The sequence below is a fragment of the Sphingobacterium puteale genome (genome assembly GCF_003627955.1).
Lineage (GTDB): Bacteria > Bacteroidota > Bacteroidia > Sphingobacteriales > Sphingobacteriaceae > Sphingobacterium > Sphingobacterium puteale.
Genome location: NZ_RBWS01000011.1, coordinates 49,848 through 73,065 on the forward strand (window position 1 = coordinate 49,848; position 23,218 = coordinate 73,065).

12 protein-coding genes are annotated in these 23,218 nt (G+C 44.2%); all 12 read left to right on the forward strand.

The window, feature by feature from the left end:
- Positions 1 to 496 precede the first annotated feature (496 nt).
- The 12 genes from D7322_RS15260 to D7322_RS15315 all read left to right on the forward strand — a co-directional run bounded on the left by D7322_RS15260 (position 497) and on the right by D7322_RS15315 (position 23,208).
- The gene (locus D7322_RS15260; protein ID WP_121125159.1) at positions 497 to 3,487 is read left to right on the forward strand and encodes a SusC/RagA family TonB-linked outer membrane protein; all 2,991 of its coding nucleotides are present in this window, start codon (positions 497 to 499) and stop codon (positions 3,485 to 3,487) included.
- A gap of 19 nt (positions 3,488 to 3,506) precedes the next feature.
- Complete coding sequence (locus D7322_RS15265; RefSeq protein ID WP_121125160.1) at positions 3,507 to 5,135, forward strand: RagB/SusD family nutrient uptake outer membrane protein; 1,629 nt, start codon at positions 3,507 to 3,509, stop codon at positions 5,133 to 5,135.
- Between the two features lie 32 nt (positions 5,136 to 5,167).
- Positions 5,168 to 7,591, forward strand: a complete 2,424-nt coding sequence (locus D7322_RS15270; protein WP_121125161.1) for a glycoside hydrolase family 127 protein — start codon at positions 5,168 to 5,170, stop codon at positions 7,589 to 7,591.
- A gap of 724 nt (positions 7,592 to 8,315) precedes the next feature.
- The gene (locus D7322_RS15275; protein ID WP_121125162.1) at positions 8,316 to 11,486 is read left to right on the forward strand and encodes a SusC/RagA family TonB-linked outer membrane protein; all 3,171 of its coding nucleotides are present in this window, start codon (positions 8,316 to 8,318) and stop codon (positions 11,484 to 11,486) included.
- Positions 11,487 to 11,501: 15 nt separating this feature from the next.
- On the forward strand, positions 11,502 to 13,280 hold the full coding sequence (locus D7322_RS15280) for a RagB/SusD family nutrient uptake outer membrane protein (protein ID WP_220700087.1): 1,779 nt from the start codon (positions 11,502 to 11,504) through the stop codon (positions 13,278 to 13,280).
- Between the two features lie 16 nt (positions 13,281 to 13,296).
- Complete coding sequence (locus tag D7322_RS15285) at positions 13,297 to 14,592, forward strand: alginate lyase family protein (protein WP_220700088.1); 1,296 nt, start codon at positions 13,297 to 13,299, stop codon at positions 14,590 to 14,592.
- Between the two features lie 41 nt (positions 14,593 to 14,633).
- Positions 14,634 to 16,163, forward strand: coding sequence for an IPT/TIG domain-containing protein (locus D7322_RS15290; RefSeq protein WP_121125163.1), 1,530 nt, complete (start codon positions 14,634 to 14,636; stop codon positions 16,161 to 16,163).
- Between the two features lie 126 nt (positions 16,164 to 16,289).
- Positions 16,290 to 17,495, forward strand: coding sequence for a glycoside hydrolase family 88 protein (locus D7322_RS15295; protein ID WP_121125164.1), 1,206 nt, complete (start codon positions 16,290 to 16,292; stop codon positions 17,493 to 17,495).
- A 27-nt stretch (positions 17,496 to 17,522) separates the two neighbouring features.
- Entirely contained in the window at positions 17,523 to 18,416 is an 894-nt protein-coding gene (locus D7322_RS15300) for an ROK family protein (protein WP_121125165.1), read from the forward strand.
- Between the two features lie 3 nt (positions 18,417 to 18,419).
- Positions 18,420 to 19,757, forward strand: a complete 1,338-nt coding sequence (locus D7322_RS15305; RefSeq protein WP_121125166.1) for a sugar porter family MFS transporter — start codon at positions 18,420 to 18,422, stop codon at positions 19,755 to 19,757.
- 9 nt (positions 19,758 to 19,766) lie between these two features.
- Positions 19,767 to 21,764: a glycoside hydrolase family 97 protein gene (locus D7322_RS15310; protein ID WP_121125167.1), complete on the forward strand. Its 1,998-nt coding sequence runs from the start codon at positions 19,767 to 19,769 to the stop codon at positions 21,762 to 21,764.
- Positions 21,765 to 21,768: 4 nt separating this feature from the next.
- Complete coding sequence (locus tag D7322_RS15315; RefSeq protein WP_121125168.1) at positions 21,769 to 23,208, forward strand: glycosyl hydrolase family 28 protein; 1,440 nt, start codon at positions 21,769 to 21,771, stop codon at positions 23,206 to 23,208.
- Positions 23,209 to 23,218 lie beyond the last annotated feature (10 nt).

The following is a 23,218-nucleotide window of genomic DNA, read 5'->3' on the forward strand; positions in this document are numbered from 1 at the left end:
TGCCAAAGAATGTCCATATATACCCATATCTTTACGCAGGTCGTCTGCAATCAAAAACAATACTTATCTAACTGTGATTTTACATCCATCGATGTTAGAAAGCAATTACCTACGAATGGGCCTTCATGGATGAGTACCTGGAGAAGATTAGCATCAGTTTTACAGCTGAATGATAAGTATTGATATCTTTTTGTGGGATACTACAGGAGCGAACATCAACAAGAACGATTACCTCGACGGGCTGAGCAGACAAGCAGATTACTAGGGAGTGCGGAATAAGAACAGTGAAATTGGCGCTGACTCCTAGAATAAATTAAATGTTTGTTTTACATTTAATTTATTCTTATTTTCGATTTACATAACCAATGGTGTAAACTAAAGCAGCCACGATGTTTATATTCAGTTTGAGCGAAAGACAATTTTTTTTAAGCTAATAAGTGTTGTTTTGACATTTAAAATGAAGCTTTGGTAGCTACACCTTATAAATAAACTTTTTATGAGATCAATTAATTTAACGAAGAAACGGATCAATTGGTGCGGATTGATCGTTTTATCCACGGCACTGTTACCTTGCCCAGGGTATGCGCAGGAGCAAGTGGCATTGAAAGGTAGGGTAGAAGGCCAAAATGGCAAGCCTTTGTCTGGGGTTACGATCTATTCGAAGACCACAGCCAAGGGTGCTGTCACGAGCAATGATGGGGAGTTTACCATTCCATCTGCTGCTGCAGACACATTGACATTTAGTTTTATCGGCTATGATACGCAAAAAGTAGGCGTCGGAGGAAGATCCAATCTTGTGATCAAATTAATTCCTAACAACGAACAGCTCTCCGAAGTGGTCGTTATCGGGTATGGCCAACAGCGAAAAGGAGATTTAACGAGTTCGGTTGCGACGGTGACATCCGAAAATTTTGTAAAAGCTCCTGTTCAGGATGCCGGCCAGTTGTTGCAGGGTAAAGTGGCCGGATTAAGCGTAGGGACAACAAGTGGAAACCCGACGGGTGGAAGCCAGATCCTACTACGCGGAAATACAACATTGTTTGGTGCAAATAGCGACCCATTAGTGATTATTGATGGAATCCCAGGAACATTAAATACCGTAGCCCCCGAAGATATTGAATCCATCGATGTGCTCAAAGACGGCTCGGCTGCGGCGATCTATGGCGTACGGGGTACCAATGGCGTCATTATCATTACAACAAAAAGGGCAAAAGGCCAGGAAACAAATGTCATTGACTATGCGGGGTCCGTAAGTACACAATCCATATTGCGCAAACCGCAGCTGCTGACAGCCAGCGACTATCGCCAGCAGATCAGCGAGGGGATAAGGGATGCTTCCTGGGATCTGGGCTCGGATACCGACTGGCTAAAAGAAATTTCACAGACCCCACTGACACATATCCATAATTTGACATTTCGTGGCGGAAGCAGTAAAACAAATTATCTGGCATCAGCGAATTACAGGTATTTGGAAGGAATTCTGAAACGTTCCGATAATGAAACATTCAGCGGAAGAATAGATGTTAACCATACGATGCTGGACAATAAGCTTAAATTCAATCTAAGCCTGCTCAATCAGACCAATAGCTTTACGCAGACACAAGATGGGGGAACTTTTAATGGATATACCTATAGGCAGGCACTGATATTTAATCCGACATCGCCCGTATACAATGAGAAGGGGAAATGGTTTGAACAGCCTAGTAATTTTAACTATGAAAATCCCCTCGCTCGTCTTTATGAGAGCGACGGTCAGACCCGTAGCGTAAATTCTAGGATGGCTGGTACGATCACCTACAATCCGATCGCTGATCTGAAATTAAGTTCGCTCTTTTCATACTCAAGAAATAATATCACGGCAGGCTATTCCGAGACCAAAAACCATATTTCCAACTTAAGAGATAGTCGGAATGGTTATGCTGCGCTCGGGAATAGACTGATCATTGATCGTCTGATGGAACTTACAGCGGAGTATACCAAGACCATCGGAAAGCATCGCGGTAGTATTTTGGCTGGTTATGGTTACCAGGAAAATGAAAATTCGAGCAGCTTTATCCAAAACTGGGATTTTCCGACCGATGTATTTGGTTACAATAATATCGGGCTAGGCAATGCAATAAAAGATGGTAAGGGTGCCATCGGCAGCGATAAATTTGAGACCAACCTGATCAGCTTTTTCGGCCGGCTGACCTATAGCTACGACGATCGCTACCTGTTACTGGCAAGTGTCCGCCATGAAGGGGCAAGCCAGCTCGTCGGTGCAAAAAGTCCATGGGGTACATTCTCGGCGATTTCTGGAGGTTGGCGGATCTCCAACGAATCCTTTATGGAAGATCAGACAGTCTTTGATGACTTAAAATTGCGCGCCGGATATGGGGTAACGGGAAATCCGCCATCTAACCTCTTTTTGGGACAGGCTCAATTGGGTTACGGTGGATATATTTATTCCAATGGACATTGGGTACAATCGCTTGGTCCAACTTCTAACCCTAACCCCAATATTCGATGGGAAGAAAAACGGGAAAGTAATTTTGGACTAGATTTCAGCTTGTTAAAAGGACTTGTAAGTGGTAATATTGACTATTATATCCGGGATATTAAAGGCTTGTTATATGATTATCAAGTGCCGAGCCCCCCAAACTTGGTTACGACAACAAGGGCTAATGTGGGAACCATGCGCAACAACGGTATAGAGGTGCTGCTCAATATAGCGCCCGTGCGTAAGCCCAATTTTGAATGGAATACCAGCTTACTGTTTTCGACAAATACCAATAAGCTGAAGAGCCTGTCCAATGAACTGTACCAAACGACAAATGATTACTTTACAACTGGCGGTACGGGCGAACCGATACAGACCTTTACAAATATTGTCTATATCGGTCAGCAGATCGGTGATTTCTACGGATTTAAGGCCGTGGATATCGACGATAATGGAAAATGGATCTATGAAGGTGCCGATGGTGCACGTGTAGCATACAACGATTTCGGGCACACCTTTGAGGATAAAAAAGTACTCGGAAATGGCCTCCCAAAATACTATGCAGGCTGGAACAACAATTTCCGCTATAAAAATATTGACCTCTCCGTCACCATGCGCGGTGCATTTGACTATCAAATTCTTAATTTCCAGCGTATGTATCTTGAAAATCCTAGTTTGCAGAATTATAACCGCTTGGCATCGTCAGAGGATTTGGTATTTGGCAAAGCAAAATTAACGGCTCCGCTTGAGTTCAATAGTTATTACATTGAAGACGGAGACCATTGGAAGATAGACAACATCACGTTGGGCTATACTTTCCGAAATATGAAAAGCAAGTGGCTGAATAATGCCCGTATCTATGCAAGTTCGCTGAATACTTTTGTCATCACAGGATACAAGGGCATCGATCCTGAAGTAAATCGCTTGGGATTGTCGCCGGGTAATGATGACCGGGATAAATACCCAACAACACGCACTTTTACTTTTGGTGTTAACGTTAGTTTTTAATTCTTTAAAGATGTCAATTATGAAAAGAAATAATTTAGCAAAGATCTTATTTGTCGGCTGTGCTTTTCTTTCGGTCAGCAGCTGTACAAAATTAAAAGATGATTCCTATACAACTATTATCTCCAATAAATTCCAGCCGACACAAGATGACCTGGCCTCACTTTTGGGAACAGCATATTCCAACTGGCGCTTTTTGCTACTCGATTGGGATGGCTTATGGCGGGCCCAGGAACTCAGCGGTGATCAGGAAGTCATTCCGGCAAGACCGAATGGATGGGTCGATGGCGGAGTATATAAACGTATCCATCAACATACTTGGACTGCTGATGAAGGCATAGTGGTGCAAACTTGGAACAGAACGTTTGCCGGAATTACAAACTGTAACCGAATCATTTACCAAATCGAATCCGGTATGATTCCCGTAGCGGAAAATAAGGAGGCTGTCATTGCAGAACTGAAAGTCCTCCGGGCAGCTTATTATGCGATTTTATGCGACGCCTTTGGCAATGTCCCAATTGTAACGCAGTTTGACCTTCCCGAAGGCTTTCTTCCGAAACAAAATTCCCGTAAGGAGGTGTATGATTTTGTTGTCAATGAAATCGAATCCAATAGCAGTTTGCTCAGCGAAAAGAATGACAAAAGTACGTATGGTAAATTGAATAAATGGGCAGCAAATGCGTTGTTGGCGCGTATGTACCTGAATGCCGAGGTGTATAGCGGTACGGCACAGTGGCAGAAAGTAATTGCCACCTGCGATGCAATTATCAACTCAGGTGCAGGCTATATGCTGGAAAATAACCAAAAGAACGTATTCGTTACCGAGAACCAGAATTCGAAGGAGATCGTATTTGCCCTGCCGTTGGATGAAAATTATACCAATAACTGGAATGCATTTGACCTTCATATGCAGTCACTTCCTTCGGAAAGTCAGGCGACCTACAACTTGCTTTCGGCACCATGGGGCGGTATGTGTGCGACACCTCAGTTTATTCGTTCTTTTGATCAAGATGACATTCGGAATCAACGTAACTGGATTCAGGGACAGCAATATTCTTCTTCTGGACAAGCACTCGTCGTAGGGCTCGGGGCATACAAGGACAAACCTTTGCACCTGATCAACGAGGTTCCTTCGATTGATGCCTCCGAAACCATCCACGGTTTCCGTTTGGGTAAATTCGAAATTAAGCAAGGGGCGGCGGTACAACTCAGTAATGATTATCCGATCGTCCGGTATGCCGAGGTTTTGATGATGAAAGCGGAGGCACTCTTGCGGTCCGGTAAGCCCGATGAAGCTGCGCAGATTGTAACGACAGTAAGGCAGCGGGCTTTTCCCGATCAGCCTGCCAAAGCAATTGTTACGGGAAGCCAGCTACAGGGGGGCAGCACCTATGATTACGGTCAGCGTGACAGTGATGGAAGTACCAAGGAGGGCGGGGCCGATATCAAATATGGCCGATTTTTGGATGAATTGGGCTGGGAATTCGACCAGGAAGCACACCGGCGCACAGACCTGATCCGTTTTGGCGTTTTCAGCACGAAATCGTGGCTCTCACATAAGGCAACCAAGAATGCAACGCGCAACTTGTTCCCAATTCCACGGCCGGCTTTGAACACCAATTCAAACTTGGCTCAAAATCCTGGATATTAGTAATAAAGGTGAAACGGAAAATGAACGTTAAGATGAAAAGACTAACATGCTATGCAGTACTGATTTCGCTATTGGCGACTGCATTTTTTGCCGAAGGTCAGGCGCAGACTAAAGAGGCTAAACAATACGATTACCCAATCGAACCTGTTTCTTTTGTGGATGTAAAGTTTACCGATAAATTTTGGGCACCTAGACTTAAGATCAACCAGCAGGTGACGATCCCCATCGCACTCCAGCAGTGTTACTCCACCGGAAGGGTCGATAACTTCAAGAAAGCTGGCGGCCTGATGAAGGGATATTTCAATACAGAATATACCTTTGACGATACAGATATTTATAAGATAATAGAAGGAATGGCCTATTCGATACAGACCAATCCGAGTGGGGAACTGGAAAAGCAGATGGATTCACTGATCTATTTTATAGGAAAGGCGCAGGAATCTGACGGTTACCTGTATACCGCGCGTACAGCTGCCGAGCCTGGAAAGCTACATCCATGGACTGGAGAGAATCGCTGGGAGAAAGATCCTGATCTGAGCCACGAGCTATACAATTCAGGACATTTATATGAGGCTGCCGTAGCGCATTATTTGGCCACTGGAAAGCGTACATTATTGGAAATAGCCATTAAGAATGCCGATCTCCTGGTAAAGGACTTTTTGCTGGGGGGATTGAAATATGAACCCGGGCATCAGATCGTAGAAATGGGCTTGGCAAAGATGTATCGTGTGACCGGAAAAAAGAAATATCTTGATCTGGCGAAATATTTTCTTGACCTGAAAGGAAAGGGTGTTCGGGGTGAATATGCGCAGAGCCATAAACCGGTCATCGAACAAGACGAAGCTGTGGGGCATGCCGTACGCGCAGTTTATATGTATTCGGGTATGGCCGATGTCGCAGCACTTACCGGCAATAAGGCCTACCTAAATGCAATTGATAAGATATGGAACAACGTGGTTGATAAAAAGTACTATGTTACCGGCGGAATCGGTGCACGGGGACATGGAGAGGCATTCGGTGATAACTATGAACTACCGAATATGTCCGCTTATTGTGAGACCTGTGCGGCAATTGGCAATGTGTATTGGAACCATCGCCAATTCTTGATGCATGGTGATTCGAAATATTATGATGTAATCGAACGTACCTTGTACAATGGTGTACTCTCAGGTGTGGGGCTCTCAGGGGACCGTTTCTTCTATCCAAACCCCTTGGCATCTGAGGGGCAGCATACACGTGCCGAGTGGTTCGGCTGTGCATGTTGTCCGAGTAATGTATGTCGTTTTATACCTTCAATACCAGGATATACCTATGCGCACAAGGACAATGAAATCTATGTCAATCTTTTTGTGGAAAGTGAAACGACAATCGACCTGCCCAAGAATAAGGTCCACCTTTCACAGAAATCGAATTATCCCTGGGAAGGCAATACGACAATCAGTGTTACTCCGGAAAAAACTGCGGCATTTGACGTTTTGGTAAGGATACCGGGCTGGGCTTTGGAACGTCCGGTTCCGAGTGACCTCTATACCTATGTTAAGCCCGAAAGAAAAGAAGTGGAGATCCAGATAAACGGTAAGCCGATTGAATATACCGTCAGGGCAAACGGTTATGCCACGTTAAACCGTCAATGGAAAAAAGGTGATCGCATCGACATCGTATTCCCAATGGACGTAAAACGTACGATTGCGCATGATCAGGTGAAAGATGATAAAGGAAAGGTGGCGTTGGAACGGGGGCCAATTGTATACTGCTTGGAATGGGCAGACAACGATGGTAAAGTCTCGAATGCCGTGCTTACCGATGATGTGCTGGTTAAGAGCAGCTATCAGCCCGATAAACTTAATGGTATTGTTAGCCTGGCAATGGAAGGTAAAAGTACCGCTCGGGACGGGCAGAATAATATAGTAGAAAAGGACAAAAAGCTGACGGCAATTCCCTACTATGCCTGGGCCAACCGTGGTGCTGGTGAGATGGAAGTCTGGATTCCCAGAACGGTGGAATATACAAAACCATTGCCTGCTATGACAAATTCGTCGCGTGCAAAAGTAACCTCTTCCAAGGGTGTAAATGCTTCATTGGCGAAAGTGAACGATGGCTATTGGCCTAAGAGTTCTTCGGACCGAGATGTCTCCTTTTATGCATTATGGCCAGCGAAAGGCACGCAGGAATGGATAGATTATGAGTTTGAAAAACCAGTGCAGATTTCCCAGGCAAGTGTCTATTGGTGGGATGACCGACCTTGGGGCGGGAGCAGAATTCCAGATAGTTGGCGTATAGAATATCTCGATCTAAATGGCAATTGGGCCGAAGTAAAAAATACAACAGCATACACGCTTGAACAAGACAAGACCAATACGGTTACTTTTGAAACCGTTTCTGCACAAAAAGTCCGGTTAAAATTTCAGATGGGCAAAGACTTTTCGGCAGGAATATATGAATTTGAGGTAAAGTAATCGATTACATGGACAAATTGCGGAGCCCTTAAAAAAAGGCTCCGCAATTTTCGTACATACAAAAATGTCGATAACCTATTATCCCTCTGATTTGTCCCGAACGAATACGACTGTCAGATCGTTGTGCACTGATCGGAATTTTTGCCATCCCTAAAGCGGACACCTCGCTCCAAATGCTAAAGAATAATCAGTATAAAATATTAATATCCCAAAACCTCTAATGAATAGGATTGGAAGGAGCTTCAATTTAAGGACATTGAAGCTTTTTTTTGTTTAAATTAATCGATTTAGTTATCCCGGTGTTATCCCTTCGTTTATAAGCTTTATTCGCTCTTATTCTTGGAATTTAATCATTTCTATGTGGAATTAAACATTGTTTTAAAACAAAATATGCTGAATTATCACACAATAACTAAACTGTTTAATGTTTATTTGTAAATTTAAATCATTGTATATTAATTATTTATAATTTTTTTGTGAAAAATATTTTTTAAAATACTAAATCGGTTAAATTTATTTTTTATGTTTGTATCGCAGGTAGGAAAGGGCCTGTATTTATAAACCTTAAATAGTTAATTGCTATACAATCTTTCAGACTGAAATGAATATCGTTTCAGGTTTTTTTACTCGGATCTAAAAATGTTGTTTTGACGTTTAAAAAATCTGAAAAGATTTATTTGCGATTTTTTATAAATGTGAAATAAACAATTATAAACATGTAAATATGAAAAGTAGATCAAGTATTCAGTCCTTGGTGGCGGGCATTGCCTGTAGTGTTTTCATGGTACAGGTCAACCCCTTGTTTGCGCAGCAGATCCAGGTGCGAGGACTTGTAAAGGATTCCAAAACAGGGTTGCCCTTATCAGGGGTATCAATCCGCATCAACAATCAGGCAAAGGGGAGCTCGGATAGCAAGGGGCAGTTTGTACTGCAGGCCAACTCGGGTGAAAATATAGAGTTTCGCCTAATTGGTTATGAGGTACAATCACAAAAGGCGCAAGGTAGCATGAGCGTGGCACTAAAATCAACGGAAGGAACGTTGGAAGAAGTGGTTGTTGTCGGCTATGGTACACAAAAACGAGCCACCTTAACGGGGGCCGTCGAAACCGTCAGTAGTAAAACATTTGAAGACCGAGCGGTTACCAATGTTGCTCTGGCACTGCAGGGACAGACGCCGGGGCTTACCGTTACACGGACATCACCTAGGCCAGGTAACGAAGGGCTCAACCTTTCCATTCGTGGAGCCTCATCCATCAACGGTTCTAAACCGCTGATCGTCATTGATGGCGTGCCGGCATTGAACGATTATTCCTTTCTAAATTTAAATTCGGACGATATTGAAAACATCTCTGTCTTGAAGGACGGCGCAGCAGCCATCTATGGTTCCCGTGCAGCAAATGGTGTTTTGTTGGTGACGACAAAAAAAGGAAAAGGAAAATTAAAAGTCGACTACAACGGCAACTTTCGCTTCAATACCAATGGTCTGGTTGGATATTCCCCCTCGATGCAGGAATATGCAACGATGTGGCTGGAAGCCAACAAAGAGGAAACTGTGCCAAACTGGTGGGTATGGGGCGAAGACAACGTCAGGAAAATGGCCCAGGGGATCGAGGGTAAATACGATCTGTATAACACTGATTTTTATATCTTCAATGCAAATCGGATCCAGGAAATGTTTTCAACACGTTATTCCTATCAGCATAACCTCAGTTTGGGAAGCGGAAATGATAAGTCCAGTTATCGGTTATCATTTGCTTATGCAGATAATCAGGCAAACCTTGCTACTGCTTATGATGGTCAAAAACAGTGGAATGCGCGTTTCAATTATACCTATAATTTAACCGATAAATTAAAGCTGGAATCGAATATCAGCGCCATTAACGCGAATACGAGCATGCCTTCGAGAGGGCTGGGAAATATCTTGTATTCTTTTGATATGCCGTTTTACCCAGCTAAAAACCCAATGGGGCAGTGGTTGGCTCCATTCAATGGAATCGATGCGGGTTCAAACAGAAATGCCGCTGCCACCACCTCCGACGCGGGCCGCTTTGACAAAAAATCGCTCACTAGCCGGGTAGATTTGCGTGCTACTTATGACATCTGGAACGGCATTTCTCTGGAGGCTGCTGCATCCTTGCAGAATGAACGCTATACGGGTGAGTCTTATGTCGTTCCCGTAAAGCTTTACAACTGGTATGGGGATTATGTCGCCAATGCCTATAACACCGATGGTACGAATAATACGTATTCTGCAGGTACATTTAATGGGCTTAGTCAATATTATGAAGCCTTATTGCGCTACAATAAAACACTTGCCGGAAAACATAATATCTCGGCAATGGTCGGTATCAATGCCGAAAAATTCAATTCACAAACGATTAATGCAACAAGGCTTGGTTATGATGATCTAGGAATATATGACATCGGACTTGGTAAAACAGAAGGAATGACAAACAGTGGTGGAAAAAGCCTGAACGGTCGGTATTCCTATATCAGTAGATTCACTTACAACTACGCTGAGAAATACCTGCTGGAGCTTGTGGGACGTTACGATGGCAATTCACGCTTTGCCAAAGGACATAAGTTTAAAGGTTTTGGCTCCGTACAGGCCGGTTGGGTATTTAGTGAAGAGTCCTTTATGGCTCCACTGAAAGATATTGTCAGTTTTGGTAAGTTGCGGGGCAGCTATGCCTCCACGGGAAATGCAGCAGACAACCTAAGGGATTTCGACTATTTGTCACTGGTCAATATTGGTACATCTGTTTTGGGATTACCGGCTTCCCTCCAGACAAATTCTGGTTTATCCAACAATGGTTTGATCAGCTATGACCGGACCTGGGAAACTGTTATACAGGCCAATGCCGGGCTAGATCTCAAGTTCTTGAGAAATAGATTGAGCGCCACTTTTGATGCCTATGAAAAAAGAAACATCGGTATGCTCACACAGGTTGTTTACCCCTCTGTATTAGGGGGAACGGCGCCGCAGACAAACAGTGGGAAATTCTATACGCGTGGTTGGGAACTTTCTATTGGCTGGAAAGATCAAAAGGGAGATTTCGGTTACAATGTAGCGGTCAATATGGGAAATGCCAATACCAAGGTAGATCAAGTGGAAAATGCGGATACCTATAACGCAGGGCGAAATAATGTTGTCAACGGCTATCCTTTCAGATCATGGTTTTTGTTTAAGACGGATGGATATTTTAAAGATCAGGCTGATGTAGATGCGTATTATGCAGCTTATGGGAATAGTGAGGCATTGAAAGGTCTGGAAAAGACAAATCCCCAAAAAACACTGCGCCCAGGTGATACAAAAAGGGTCGATGTTGCAGGTACCGGAAATATCACAGCTGGAGGAAATACACAAAGCTCTTTGGTGTATATGGGTGATGCCATGCCGCATTACACCTATGGGATCAACTTAGGTGGCTCTTGGAAAGGCTTTGATCTAAATGCTTTTTTTCAGGGGCATTTAAAACAGAATATTATGCGTACGGGGTATATGGCCTATCCTTTTAGGGCATTATATACCAATCAGAATCCTTCCTTTCTGGGCCACACTTGGACCGAAGAGAATCCGAATGCGGAGTTTCCCCGTTTGACCAGCAATGTGGATCGGGCGGCATGGAACTATGCGAATAATGATTTTATGCTGCAGAATAGCCGCTACATACGTTTGAAATCGTTGGTTGTTGGCTATTCACTGCCTAAATCGCTTATCGATCGGGTCAAGTTACAGAAGGTTCGGGTCTATTTTTCGGGGAATGATCTTTGGGAGGCTACTGCCATTAAGGATGGTTTTGACCCTGAAACGGGAGAGAATGCGACCGATGGTGACAATGCCGGCTATCCATTCGCCCGTACATGGTCTTTTGGTATTAACATAGGATTCTAATCGTTAAAATTTAAAATGATGAAAAAGAGATTTAATTATATCCTATGCGCAGGTTTGTGCTTGGGTTTATTTTCCTGTCAGAATGATTTTATTGACCTGACACCTCCTGCCGAATTTATGGATAACGTTTATTTTAACAAAGCAAGCGATTTTAAGTCCTATACAACCAGCTTTTATGGCAGGCTGCAGGGCTGGAGTTTTGCCAACATGGACAATAGCTCTGACCTTTCTGCCAACTCAAATAGCAACGGGTATGGAGAAGGACATGGTTCCCTAAATGCGACAAGTATAAACTGGGATTATTCGGGGATACGTAGCTGCAATATTTTGCTTGGTAAGGCAGCTGAATATACTGGTACAGAAAATATCGACCAGTTTGTCGGTGAGGCGCATTTCTTCCGTGCTTATCAATATTTTGGATTATTGAAGCAGTTTGGCGGTGTGCCATTGATCTTAAAGGTGCTTGACGTGAACTCACCGGAGTTATTTGCCCCACGAAATAGTCGTTATGAAATTGTTGCTCAGGTGCTCAACGACCTGGATGCTGCGATAGCAAAATTACCGATTGAGCAGAATATCGCAAGTGCCGATAAGGGCCGTATCAGCAAATGGGCAGCCAAGGCCTTAAAAGCACAGGTAGCCCTTTATGAGGCTACCTGGGAAAAATATGTGGGACAGAAAACCGATGGTAACGGTACATCCGAAGGTGCTGGGACGGCAGGTTATGACGCCGGAAATAGCAAACGATATCTCGCCGATGCCGTAGCCCAATGTGAGGACATTATGACCAATGGTGGGTATGAGCTGTGGAATAAAAATAGTGATGCAAAGCTGGCAAATGCCAGTTTGTGGTACTTATTCAACTTGGAGGATGCAGAATCAAATCCTGGTGGTTATGATAAAAGTACCAATAAGGAATTTATCCTTTACAATGTTTACGACTATACCTTAAAGCAATCACGTATCAATATTACCTGGACAGTAGGACAGTTGTATCCGAGCCGCAAATTTGTTGACATGGCTGTCTGTACTGATGGTCTGCCTCCCGAAAAATCACCGCTCTTTCAAGGGTATCATACGGCTAATTCGGAGTTTCAAAGTCGTGATAGACGTTTAATAAGCTATCTCTATGGTGCCGGTACAGCGCCGGGTTCGGTGACGCTGGATTACGGTAGCCTGGGATTCAGTGGTTATGGAAACAGTAAATATGCTGTGTATGGGTACGGTACCCGCCGAAAGGATAATACAGAATCGGCTAACTGGTCTATTATCCGATTGGCAGAAGTCTATCTGACCTATGCCGAAGCATTGTATGAATTGAATGGTAGCATCACCGATGCGCAACTGGATGCGTCGATCAATAAGCTGAGACAGCGGGCAGGGGTGGCAAACCTAAGCAACGCGCTTGTGACGGGCAACAATTTGAATATGTTGAACGAAATACGTCGGGAAAGAGCTGTAGAACTCTACCGCGAAGGAAAACGTTTTGACGACCTCAAGCGTTGGGGCCTACTGGTGGAATCGCTGAATACCTCGAGGCTGGGCAAAGTGGTCGGAAATGGCAATGATTATACAACGCCTTTTAAAGATGCCAATGGTGCAGCAACAGGTTTATATAAGCCGAGTAGTTATATCTGGGGGGAGGAAGACGTCGAGACTCCTGAAGGTAAACTGCGCTGTGTTGTGATTTCCAGCAGCCAAAACCATACTGTTGCTGCCAGGCATTATCTCTATCCAATACCACAGTCGCAGATCAACTTAAATAAGCAACTATTACAAAATCCAGGGTATTAATAGCAAAATTAACATCATGAAGAATTTAGGACAAAAAATTTATATCGGTCTGTTGACAGGCATAACTGCAACGATGGCCGCCTGTGCATATGATCTCCCAGAAATCGTACGTGATACGCCCAAAAGTACGGAGGCGGTTGTCAAGCTGATTGATACCTTGGCACCATCTGTGGCACTAAAGCATGTGGGAGCCTTACATACGCCTGAGGATTTTCAGCGTATCAAGACAAAACTCGCAGCACAGGATATAACCATCTTAGCCGGTTGGAACAAGCTCATTGCTAACAGTCATGCGCAGGCGGGTTATATTGCCAGCCCGGTTGAAAAATTGATCCGGGGTGGGGGCAGCAGAGAAGAACCGGAACCCGACAATTACGGGCGGGCATTCAATGATGTCGCCGCGGCTTACCAATTGGCATTGCGTTGGAAAATAAGCGGTGACGAAAGTTATGCAAAATCGGCCGTAGCGATTTTGAATGCCTGGGCAACGACCTGTAAACGGATAAGTGGGGATTCCAATACGGCTTTAGCCGGTGGAATCTATGGCTTTCAGTTTGCTGTGGCCGGAGAACTATTGCGGGATTATAGCGGCTGGAAGCAGGAGGACTTCACGGCTTATAAAAAGTGGATGAAAGATGTGTTTTATAGTCTGAATATGGCTTTCCTCAATACGCATTGGGGCACCTGTGATTCACATTATTGGGCAAATTGGGACCTGGCCAACCTGGCGTCCGTAATGGCAATTGGTATTTTGACCGACAATCGTTCGATTTACAATTTTGCTGTGGACTACCTGCAGCGGGGCAATGGCAACGGTAACTGGTTTAAGGTAATTAATTATGTGTTTGATGGTGATAATGCGGGGCTGGCGCAGATTCAGGAAAGCGGTCGGGATCAGGGGCACGCAACACTCTGTATTGCGCTGATGGGACATATTGCCCAGATGGCTTGGAACCAGGGTGATGATTTTTATGGACTTGATAATAACCGTTTCTTGAAGGCCTGTGAGTATACGGCAAAATATAATGTCGCAAAACTTACCGTGCCCTTTCATGAATATACACGCAAATGGGCAGCCAATTGCGCCCAAACGGAAGTGCATACACAGATCAGCGACAATGCCCGCGGGACAGAAAGACCGATGTGGACAGGGCCGTATTACCACTATACAAAGATTAAAAAACAGAGCGCTACCTATACGCAAATGGGGATGTCACAGACCTATCCTGAAGGCGGTGGTGGTGACTATGGTCCAAATAGTGGCGGGTATGATCAATTGGGATTTGGAACCTTGATGTATACATTAGACTAATAGTTTTCGCTATAATTTCTAACCAATAAAAATTAAGAAGAATGAAAACAAAATATGCAGTTCGTCATACTTTTCTGGGAGCCCTCGTGCTTTTGATATCCTTCCTCAGTTCCTGCGAAAAAGGGCCTGATTTTCGGGAGTTTAATTACCCGGCTCCGGTAGTAGAGGACTTTTCGCCCAAGCAGGGCTACGTGGGTAGTGCGGTTACCATTACGGGTAAAGATTTTGGGACGACGCTAAAGGCTGTAAAGGTGTATTTTGGCGAGGTAAGGGCTGATTCGGTGAAAATCGTAGAAGACAATAAAATTGTGGTCCTGGCGCCCGAGAAAGGAGTTACAGGTAAATTGAAAGTGGAAATTTATGGAAAGTCTGATCTGACCAAGGAGGATTTTGTGTATATGCCTTCCGCAAAATTTATCAGCGCCAGTACGGATAAAGCACAGGTGGGGGATGAAATCACGGTGACAGGAGAAAATTTTGGTACGGATATACAAAAGGTAAAGGCGTATATCGGAAATATCGAGGGAACAGTGGTATCGGTTGCACCCAACCAAATTAAATTTAAAGTTGCGGATGGTCCTTCTGCGAGTATCGTCCTGATGATTGATGGACAACGTCTTGTCGGCTCTTATGTCATGGTAGGTATGGAGAAATTGACGGGTACATTGTTTGGACATGCTGGCTCATGGAACAACAATCCCGCGACGACCGTCCAGGCTGCTGTAGACGGAGATATCGCTACTTATGTAGATGGAGCAAATAAAATAGGTTATATGGGATACGATATGGGGGCAGGAAAAGGGGCAATGGTAAAATCTGTACGATACGCTCCCCGTTCGACACATGCCTCCCGGATGCTCAACGGAGAGATTAGGGGAGCGAATGATCCATCTTTGTCCGATTATGTTGTACTGCACAAGATAACAGCAACACCTCCCGCAGGTGTCTATACAGAAGCGAATATAGATAATGAGCAGATTTTCAGGTATATTTATTACTATACGGCGGAGGGAAACGGAAATATCGCCGAAATTGAATTTTATGGAAATGTGGTTGATAAGCCTATCCCGGTGGGCAAACTTGCCTTTGAATTCAATACGGATAATGAAGGTTGGGTACCACAGCAATCAGCCACTTATACGGCTTCTGCTGATGCACTCAATGTGACATACTCGCAGGCAGGGACTGATAAGAGAAGGGCGGATCTTAAATTGACAAATTTGCCGATATCACTCCATACCGGAAACTATCCGATAGTTGCCATCAAGATGAAGGCACTGCCGGTGGGCGCTGTATATACGTTTGATGTCTCCGGTGGGTCTTTTGGCAACGGTTCAAAGAAAGAATCAAAGGACTTTGTTGCAGATAATGTCCTATTCTGGGATATTTCGATGCTGGGACAGGGAACCAATCCGCCTGTAGTGAACTCGCCAATCGTATTTAGTGCAGGGCAGACATTCCAGTTTAAAATAGCTGATATTCCGGCCGAAACCGCTACCGCTGGTTATTCCGTCGAATGGATCCGCACATTTGCGAGTAAAGAGGAACTGGCAAAATTTATAGGCAAGTGATAGGCCAGTGATGGGTTGCAAGTAAACATAAAAGTGATTTGAGTGAAAGTGAGGTTCCCTCTACAATAGGTGGTTACATGGAGGGGACCGAACTTTTTTGAGTTAGCATAATGCATACGGTAAATTATGAATAATAGGATCAAACAATTAATAGCTATAAAATCAATTTGCGTATCGGTTTTGGTCACAGTATCCGCTTGTTCGTCTTTGCGAAATACGGTCATAAATTTGGAGGCAGAGACTGCTTATATCCAAAATCAGCTGGAGTGTACCCTGTCCGATATCCCCAACGATAAAAGGAATATCCCCCGCAGCGTATTGGAAGACGGTAGATCATGGAAATATGTAAGCTATCAGGATTGGACGAGTGGGTTTTGGTCGGGCGAATTGTGGTATGCTTATGAGCTTTCGGGTCAGGCAAAATGGAAGGAGCAGGCCGAGCGCTTCACCAAAGAATTGAAGCCCTTGGCGTACGAGCCTGTAATCGATCATGACCTGGGCTTTCAAGTTTTCAACTCTTTTGGTAATGCATTTCGGTTGACAGGAGAGGAGAGTTATCGTCGGGTTGTGCTGGCTGCCGCAGATTCACTGGCAACGCTCTTTAATCCGAAGGTCGGAACGATTCTTTCTTGGCCACGATCTGTACCCAACATGGAATGGCCACAGCATAACACGATTATAGATAATATGATCAACCTGGAACTATTGTTTTGGGCCTCGAAAAATGGCGGAGCGGATTCCTTATATACGATAGCCGTCAGTCACGCAAAGACAACGATGGCCAATCATTTTCGGAATGATTATTCTTCTTATCATGCCGTTGTTTATGATAAGGAAACTGGCAGACGAATAAAACAAGTGACACATCAGGGTTTTGCAGATAATAGCATGTGGGCCCGGGGACAGTCTTGGGCAATCTATGGGTATACAATGGTTTATCGGGAAACGAAGGATCCTGTCTTTTTGGATTTTGCCCAAAAGGTGACTGACGTTTATTTGGATCGATTGCCGAAGGATTTGGTTCCTTATTGGGATTTCGATGATCCCAAGATCCCGAATGCTCCACGGGATGCTTCAGCCGCAGCGGTGGTGGCTTCGGCGCTCTTTGAACTTTGTCAATATGTGCCTGCAGAAAAAGGAGCTGTGTATCGAAAAAAAGCTGAATTGATGCTTGCTTCCTTAGCCGAACATTATCATGCTGATGGGAATTCGGCCATTTTAGGTCAGGTGACAGGTCATTATCCAAATGGAACTGAGATCAATACCTCAATTAACTACGGTGACTATTATTATATGGAAGCCTTGTTGCGCTACAAGAACTTGTGGAAATAATGGATAAATAATGAAACTAACGATTTGATGATACTAGCTCATAATAATGATTTAATTGCCGCAGCTGATATCGGTGGGAGCCATATTACGGTCGGGTTTGTGCAGAATGGTCTTCCAAAGATAATAGATGGATATACTGTCCGAATTAAATTGGATAGTAAAGGAACACAGGAAGAAATTTTGAATGCATGGTTTGATGCTTTTGAACAGCTCGCTTTAAAAAAGGATAGGGCCATTGGGCGTATTGCGTTCGCTATGCCCGGTCCCTTTGACTATCAAAAGGGGGTCAGTCTCATCAGGGGGCTTGATAAATATGAAAGCCTTTATGGCGAGAACATAAAAAGCATATTTGCTCGTCATTTTAAAATCGATGAAACCAATATCCTTTTTCGGAACGATGCTGAAGCTTTTTTGCATGGGGAAGTAATGGCAGCTGCGCTGGCAGCTGATCGACGTATTCTGGGGATTACCCTCGGTACGGGTTTTGGTTCGGCAATAAGTCAATATGGCGATACCAAAGATCTAAATTTAGGTCTGGCAGCTTTTAAGGATAGCATTGCGGATGATTTTCTGACGACGCGCTGGTTTCGATCAGCTTATGAAAAAGCAGGCCGTGCAGGCCTTGAGGTGCAAGAGATCAGTTATCTTGCAAGGCGCGGAGAACCGTTGGCACTAAAGTTATTTGATGAATACACTGAAAACCTTACGGCAGTATTGCATCAATTTTCTGCCGAACTGTCTCCTGATGACATCATTATCGGGGGGAATATCGCCAAAGCTCAGGACCTCTTTCTGCCCCGGGTCCAGAAACGGTTGGAATTGTTGGGGATTCGGGCTAACTTTCATCTGGCCCTGCTAGGCGAACATTCCGCCATGGTGGGCAGCGCATATTTATTTAAACCGCAAACAATTATAAAATAGATTATGTTACTAAAAAATGCTTCTCATATTGCGCTGATAGCCGCATTAGGTGGGTTCTTGTTTGGATTTGAAGTTTCTGTGATCTCCGGAGCTGAACAAACCATCCAACAGCTATGGAAATTGGATTCCTTTTGGTTGGGATTTACCGTAGCTTCCAGTTTGATAGGAACTGTGTTAGGCTCAATCGCAGTCGGCAGGCCCGCACAAGCGTACGGGAGAAAACCTGTTTTGTTTGCAATCGCAATTTTATATCTGGTCTCTGCATTGGGATGCGCAGCCGCCTCTTCATGGCTGTTGTTTGTGTTATTTCGGTTTCTTGGTGGTGTGGCAGTGGGGGCTTCATCTGTCGTAGGGCCAATGTATATCGCAGAAATTGCGCCTGCGCACAATCGTGGGAGATTGGCCGGCATGTTTCAGTTGAATATTGTCGGTGGAATCCTAGTGGCTTATCTGACCAATTACTTATTGGCCGGCTATGGTGGAAACGATTCCTGGCGCTATATGCTGGCGGTGATGGCGGTGCCTGCATTGTTGTTTTTTTTACTGCTGTTTCTGATCCCAGAGAGCCCGCGATGGCTGATTGGCAAAGGTTTTGACAAAGAGGGACGTCGGGTGTTTGAAAGACTCGGCCAGCTATCTGTGCTGCTGGAGATCAGCCTGACGGCTAAGGATAAGACAGCCCCCGGGCGAAAAGAAGGTTTGTTCAATGGAAAGTATAAGAAGCCTGTCTTCTATGCTGTGCTATTGGCAATGTTCAATCAGCTCTCGGGTATCAACGCGATCTTGTATTATGCGCCCCGTGTATTTGCAATGGCAGGCTTTGACAAAGCAGATGCATTCCAGCAATCTGTATTTATTGGCCTGGCCAATTTTGTATGTACCATTTTGGCGATGGGTATTATCGATAGAATAGGACGAAAGAAGCTGTTGCTGATCGGTGCTGCCGGGATGACATTTTTTCTGATCTTGACGGCCTCAGCTTTTGGTTCAATACAAGAAAGCGGGTCTCAAAATCCTTTTATTTTAGTCTATATCGTCGGTTTTATCGCTTTTTTTGCTTTTTCGCAGGGTGCTGTTATCTGGGTTTTTATTTCCGAAATTTTTCCTAATGCCGTTCGCTCACAAGGTAGTGCGCTCGGAAGCTTCACCCACTGGATCATGGCCGCTATCATTTCTTGGTTGTTTCCTATTATTGTTGAAAGTGATCCCTTGGGCGGCTTCTATTCCTTTGTTTTTTATGGAATCATGATGCTATTGTCCTTCCTGTTTATCTGGCGGGTAATGCCCGAAACCAAAGGGAAATCGTTGGAGCAGATACAGGCTGAACTTGGAATTAAATAAGGAGGACGCATGAAAAACATCCGTATATTTTTAATCTTTGTTTTATTCCTCGGAATCGGAATTGTACAAGCACAAACGACCGTGTTACACGATTGGAAGTTGAGCTCTCCAGATGGATCTTATACCATGCAGATTACCCAGGAAAAGATCGCTTCGGGTAAGAAACAGTTGTTCTATTCACTAACCTACAAGGGCAAACAAGCCATTGCGAAAAGTGAGCTGGGGATACAGCTCGACAACCAATTATTTGAGTCGGCGTTGGCGATAGAAAATGATACTAGTCTGTCCTGGTGCGAAAATCTTGATTTTGCGCAGGAGCACCGTCAGTCAACGCAGCAGGAATGGAAACCGTTGTACGGTGAGCGAAGTCTGGTAAAAGAGGATTATAAAGAACTCGTATTAAAGTTTACAAAATTTGATGAGCAAACTGCACATACAGAAGGCCAGCATGGGACAAGTTACGACAAACGTCGCAGCTATTCTTTGGACATAGTATTCAGGGCTTACAATGGGGGGGTGGCATTTAAGTATTTCTTTCCTGAAAATAGCAATGGATTGTTTCTGCATATTACGGGCGAGCAGACAAGTTTCGCCTTTGAAGAAGGCACAAAAGCTTATTACGAACGCTGGGCACAGGGGCCATATTCCCTACAGCCGCTTAAAAACTGGAAGGATGAAAGCGAGCGGCCACTGACTTTATCCTTACCCAATGGGTTATATGTTGCTCTTCTCGAAGCACAGATGATCGATTATGCACGGACAAAGCTTAAGCTCTCGACCAGTCAGGCCAATACTTTACAGGCCTCGATTTATGGTCCCGTAGATGCGATTCCGCCCTTTTCGACCTCATGGCGTGTGATCATGGTTGCCCAGCAGCCCGGGCAATTGATCGAGCAGAATGATTTGATACTGAATCTAAATCTCGAGAATCAAATCAAAGATAGCTCCTGGATAAAACCGGGTAAAGCGATCCGTTCCGGCCTAACCACTACACAGGCATTGGCCTGCATAGATTTTGCGGCGCAGCACGGTTTGCAATATGTCCATCTGGATGCAGGTTGGTATGGTCCCGAAATGAAAATGGCTTCCAAGGCTAACCGTGTCGCAGGGAATAGGGATCTGGATATGCAACAGCTGATTCACTATGCTGCACAGAAAGATATCGGCATATTTATCTATGTCAATCAGCGCGCCTTGATGGACGATTTGGATGAACTGTTTGCCCTTTATCAAAAATGGGGAATCAAGGGTGTTAAATTTGGTTTTGTCCAGGTCGGTTCAAACCGTTGGTCAACATGGTTACACCAGGCCGTCGAGAAGGCCGCTGAGTACCAACTGCTGGTGGATATTCACGATGAATACCGTCCAACTGGATTTAGCCGTACTTACCCCAATCTCTTAACCCAGGAAGGTATTCGGGGGAATGAAGAAATGCCTGATGCGACCCATAATACGATCTTGCCATTTACCCGTTTTCTGGCGGGAGCCGGCGATTATACAATCAGCTATTACAACAGCCGGATCAAAACGACGCATGCACACCAGTTGGCCTTGTCGGTCGTGTATTACAGTCCATTGCAGTTTTTATACTGGTACGATTCCCCTGAGATGTATCAGGGCGAACCTGAGATCGCTTTTTTCGATCAGGTCAAAACGGTATGGGACGATACCAAAGTGCTAAAAGGAGAGATTGGTCATTATATCGCGACTGCAAGGCGGAGTGCCGATGAATGGTTTGTGGGCGCTATTACCAATACAGAACAACGAAAACTGGATTTGAAACTAGATTTCTTGAATCACGATACCGTATATGTCATGGACAGCTACACCGATGACGCAGCGATGAGTACAAAAACGAAAGTAGCTGTAAACCATTTTCTCGTAGATCAGAAAACATCGCTCCAACTACTGCTGAAAGCAAGTGGTGGCGCAGCATTGCATTTACGTCCGGCAACCAAAATGGATAAAGTAAAGTATAAGAGTGTTTTAACAAAAAAAAGCCTATAATAAAATGAAACAATTGCGCGCGGATCTTACTTTACTGCTACTATTGTGCTGTATAACCTTCATGGGAACAGCACAGCAAAATGGCTCAGACCTGAAAGTATACGAGGCCCCGAAAGGAGCATTATTGAATACTGATTTTATGGTCAAAGTGCGTCAAAAAGGTGAGAAGGATTGGAGATACCTGCCAAGCCATCTCATTAAGGTCGATGAGGTGCGGAATACAAAGCATACGGTAGAAAATGCGTCAATGGCTTATTTTGATTTCAATGGGACAGTAGAAGTTTCGGTTACCAACAATAAGGGAACAATCAGCACAGCGCGGATTAGACCGCTCTCTTACGGGGTTAAGCCAACTATTTCGGGCAATACGGTGACTTTCTCATTGGATCAGCCGCGCAATCTTTCCATTGAAATTAATGACGATATTTTTCATAATCTACTGCTTTTTGCAAATCCAATGCTGGAAAATATCCCCGACAAAAATGATCCGAATGTCATTTATTTCGGAGCAGGAATCCACGAATTTAAAGGTGGTAATTTCAAAGTGCCTAGCAATAAGACCGTTTATATTGCCGGTGATGCAATTTTACGCGGACAGCTGCTGATAGATAGCGTTGAAAACGTAAAGGTGATCGGACGCGGTATAATAGAGCATACGGTCAAAATGGGCGTTCATATTTCCCGTTCGAAAAATGTACTCGTGGAGGGGATTTTTACGACGCAATGTGCGACTGGTGGTTCTGATCAGGTGACGATCAGAAATGTGAAAAGCGTAAGTTATTACGGTTGGGGGGATGGAATGAATGTGTTTGCCAGCAACAACGTACTATTCGATGGGGTGTTTTGCCGAAATTCGGATGACTGTACCACCGTATATGCAACACGAAAAGGATTTGAGGGTGGATGCAAGAATATCACGATGCAGAATTCAACTCTTTGGGCGGATGTGGCCCATCCTATTTTCATTGGTATACATGGGAATGCGGATAAGTCGGATATTATCGAAGATGTGTATTACCGGAATATTGATATTCTGGATCAAAAAGAAATGCAATTGGATTATCAGGGCTGTATGGCGATCAATGCCGGTGATAATAACCTGATCCGAAATGTACATTTTGAAGACATCCGCGTGGAAGATTTTCGACAAGGACAACTTGTTAATCTCCGGATTTTCTTCAATGAAAAATACTGCAAAGCCCCGGGACTGGGTATAGAGAATATTTTCTTTAAGAATATAAGCTACAATGGCAAAGGGGGCGAACTCTCCATGATCTCGGGCTATGATAAGGATAGGAAGGTAAAAAATATATTCTTCGAAAACCTCCGCATCAATGGAAAGTTAATTACCGATAGTATGCCGGATAAACCGAAATGGTATAAGACGGGTGATATGGCACGTATTTTCATTGGCGAACATGTCGAAAACGTCGTTTTTAAATAAAGACGTCATG

Coding starts and splice junctions, on each gene's coding strand:
- D7322_RS15260 (WP_121125159.1), top strand. CDS start 497: ATGAGATCAATTAATTTAACGAAGAAACGGATCAATTGGTGCGGATTG.
- D7322_RS15290 (WP_121125163.1), top strand. CDS start 14,634: ATGAAAACAAAATATGCAGTTCGTCATACTTTTCTGGGAGCCCTCGTG.
- D7322_RS15285 (WP_220700088.1), top strand. CDS start 13,297: ATGAAGAATTTAGGACAAAAAATTTATATCGGTCTGTTGACAGGCATA.
- D7322_RS15265 (WP_121125160.1), top strand. CDS start 3,507: ATGAAAAGAAATAATTTAGCAAAGATCTTATTTGTCGGCTGTGCTTTT.
- D7322_RS15310 (WP_121125167.1), top strand. CDS start 19,767: ATGAAAAACATCCGTATATTTTTAATCTTTGTTTTATTCCTCGGAATC.
- D7322_RS15295 (WP_121125164.1), top strand. CDS start 16,290: ATGAATAATAGGATCAAACAATTAATAGCTATAAAATCAATTTGCGTA.
- D7322_RS15275 (WP_121125162.1), top strand. CDS start 8,316: ATGAAAAGTAGATCAAGTATTCAGTCCTTGGTGGCGGGCATTGCCTGT.
- D7322_RS15315 (WP_121125168.1), top strand. CDS start 21,769: ATGAAACAATTGCGCGCGGATCTTACTTTACTGCTACTATTGTGCTGT.
- D7322_RS15280 (WP_220700087.1), top strand. CDS start 11,502: ATGATGAAAAAGAGATTTAATTATATCCTATGCGCAGGTTTGTGCTTG.
- D7322_RS15300 (WP_121125165.1), top strand. CDS start 17,523: ATGATACTAGCTCATAATAATGATTTAATTGCCGCAGCTGATATCGGT.
- D7322_RS15270 (WP_121125161.1), top strand. CDS start 5,168: ATGAAAAGACTAACATGCTATGCAGTACTGATTTCGCTATTGGCGACT.
- D7322_RS15305 (WP_121125166.1), top strand. CDS start 18,420: ATGTTACTAAAAAATGCTTCTCATATTGCGCTGATAGCCGCATTAGGT.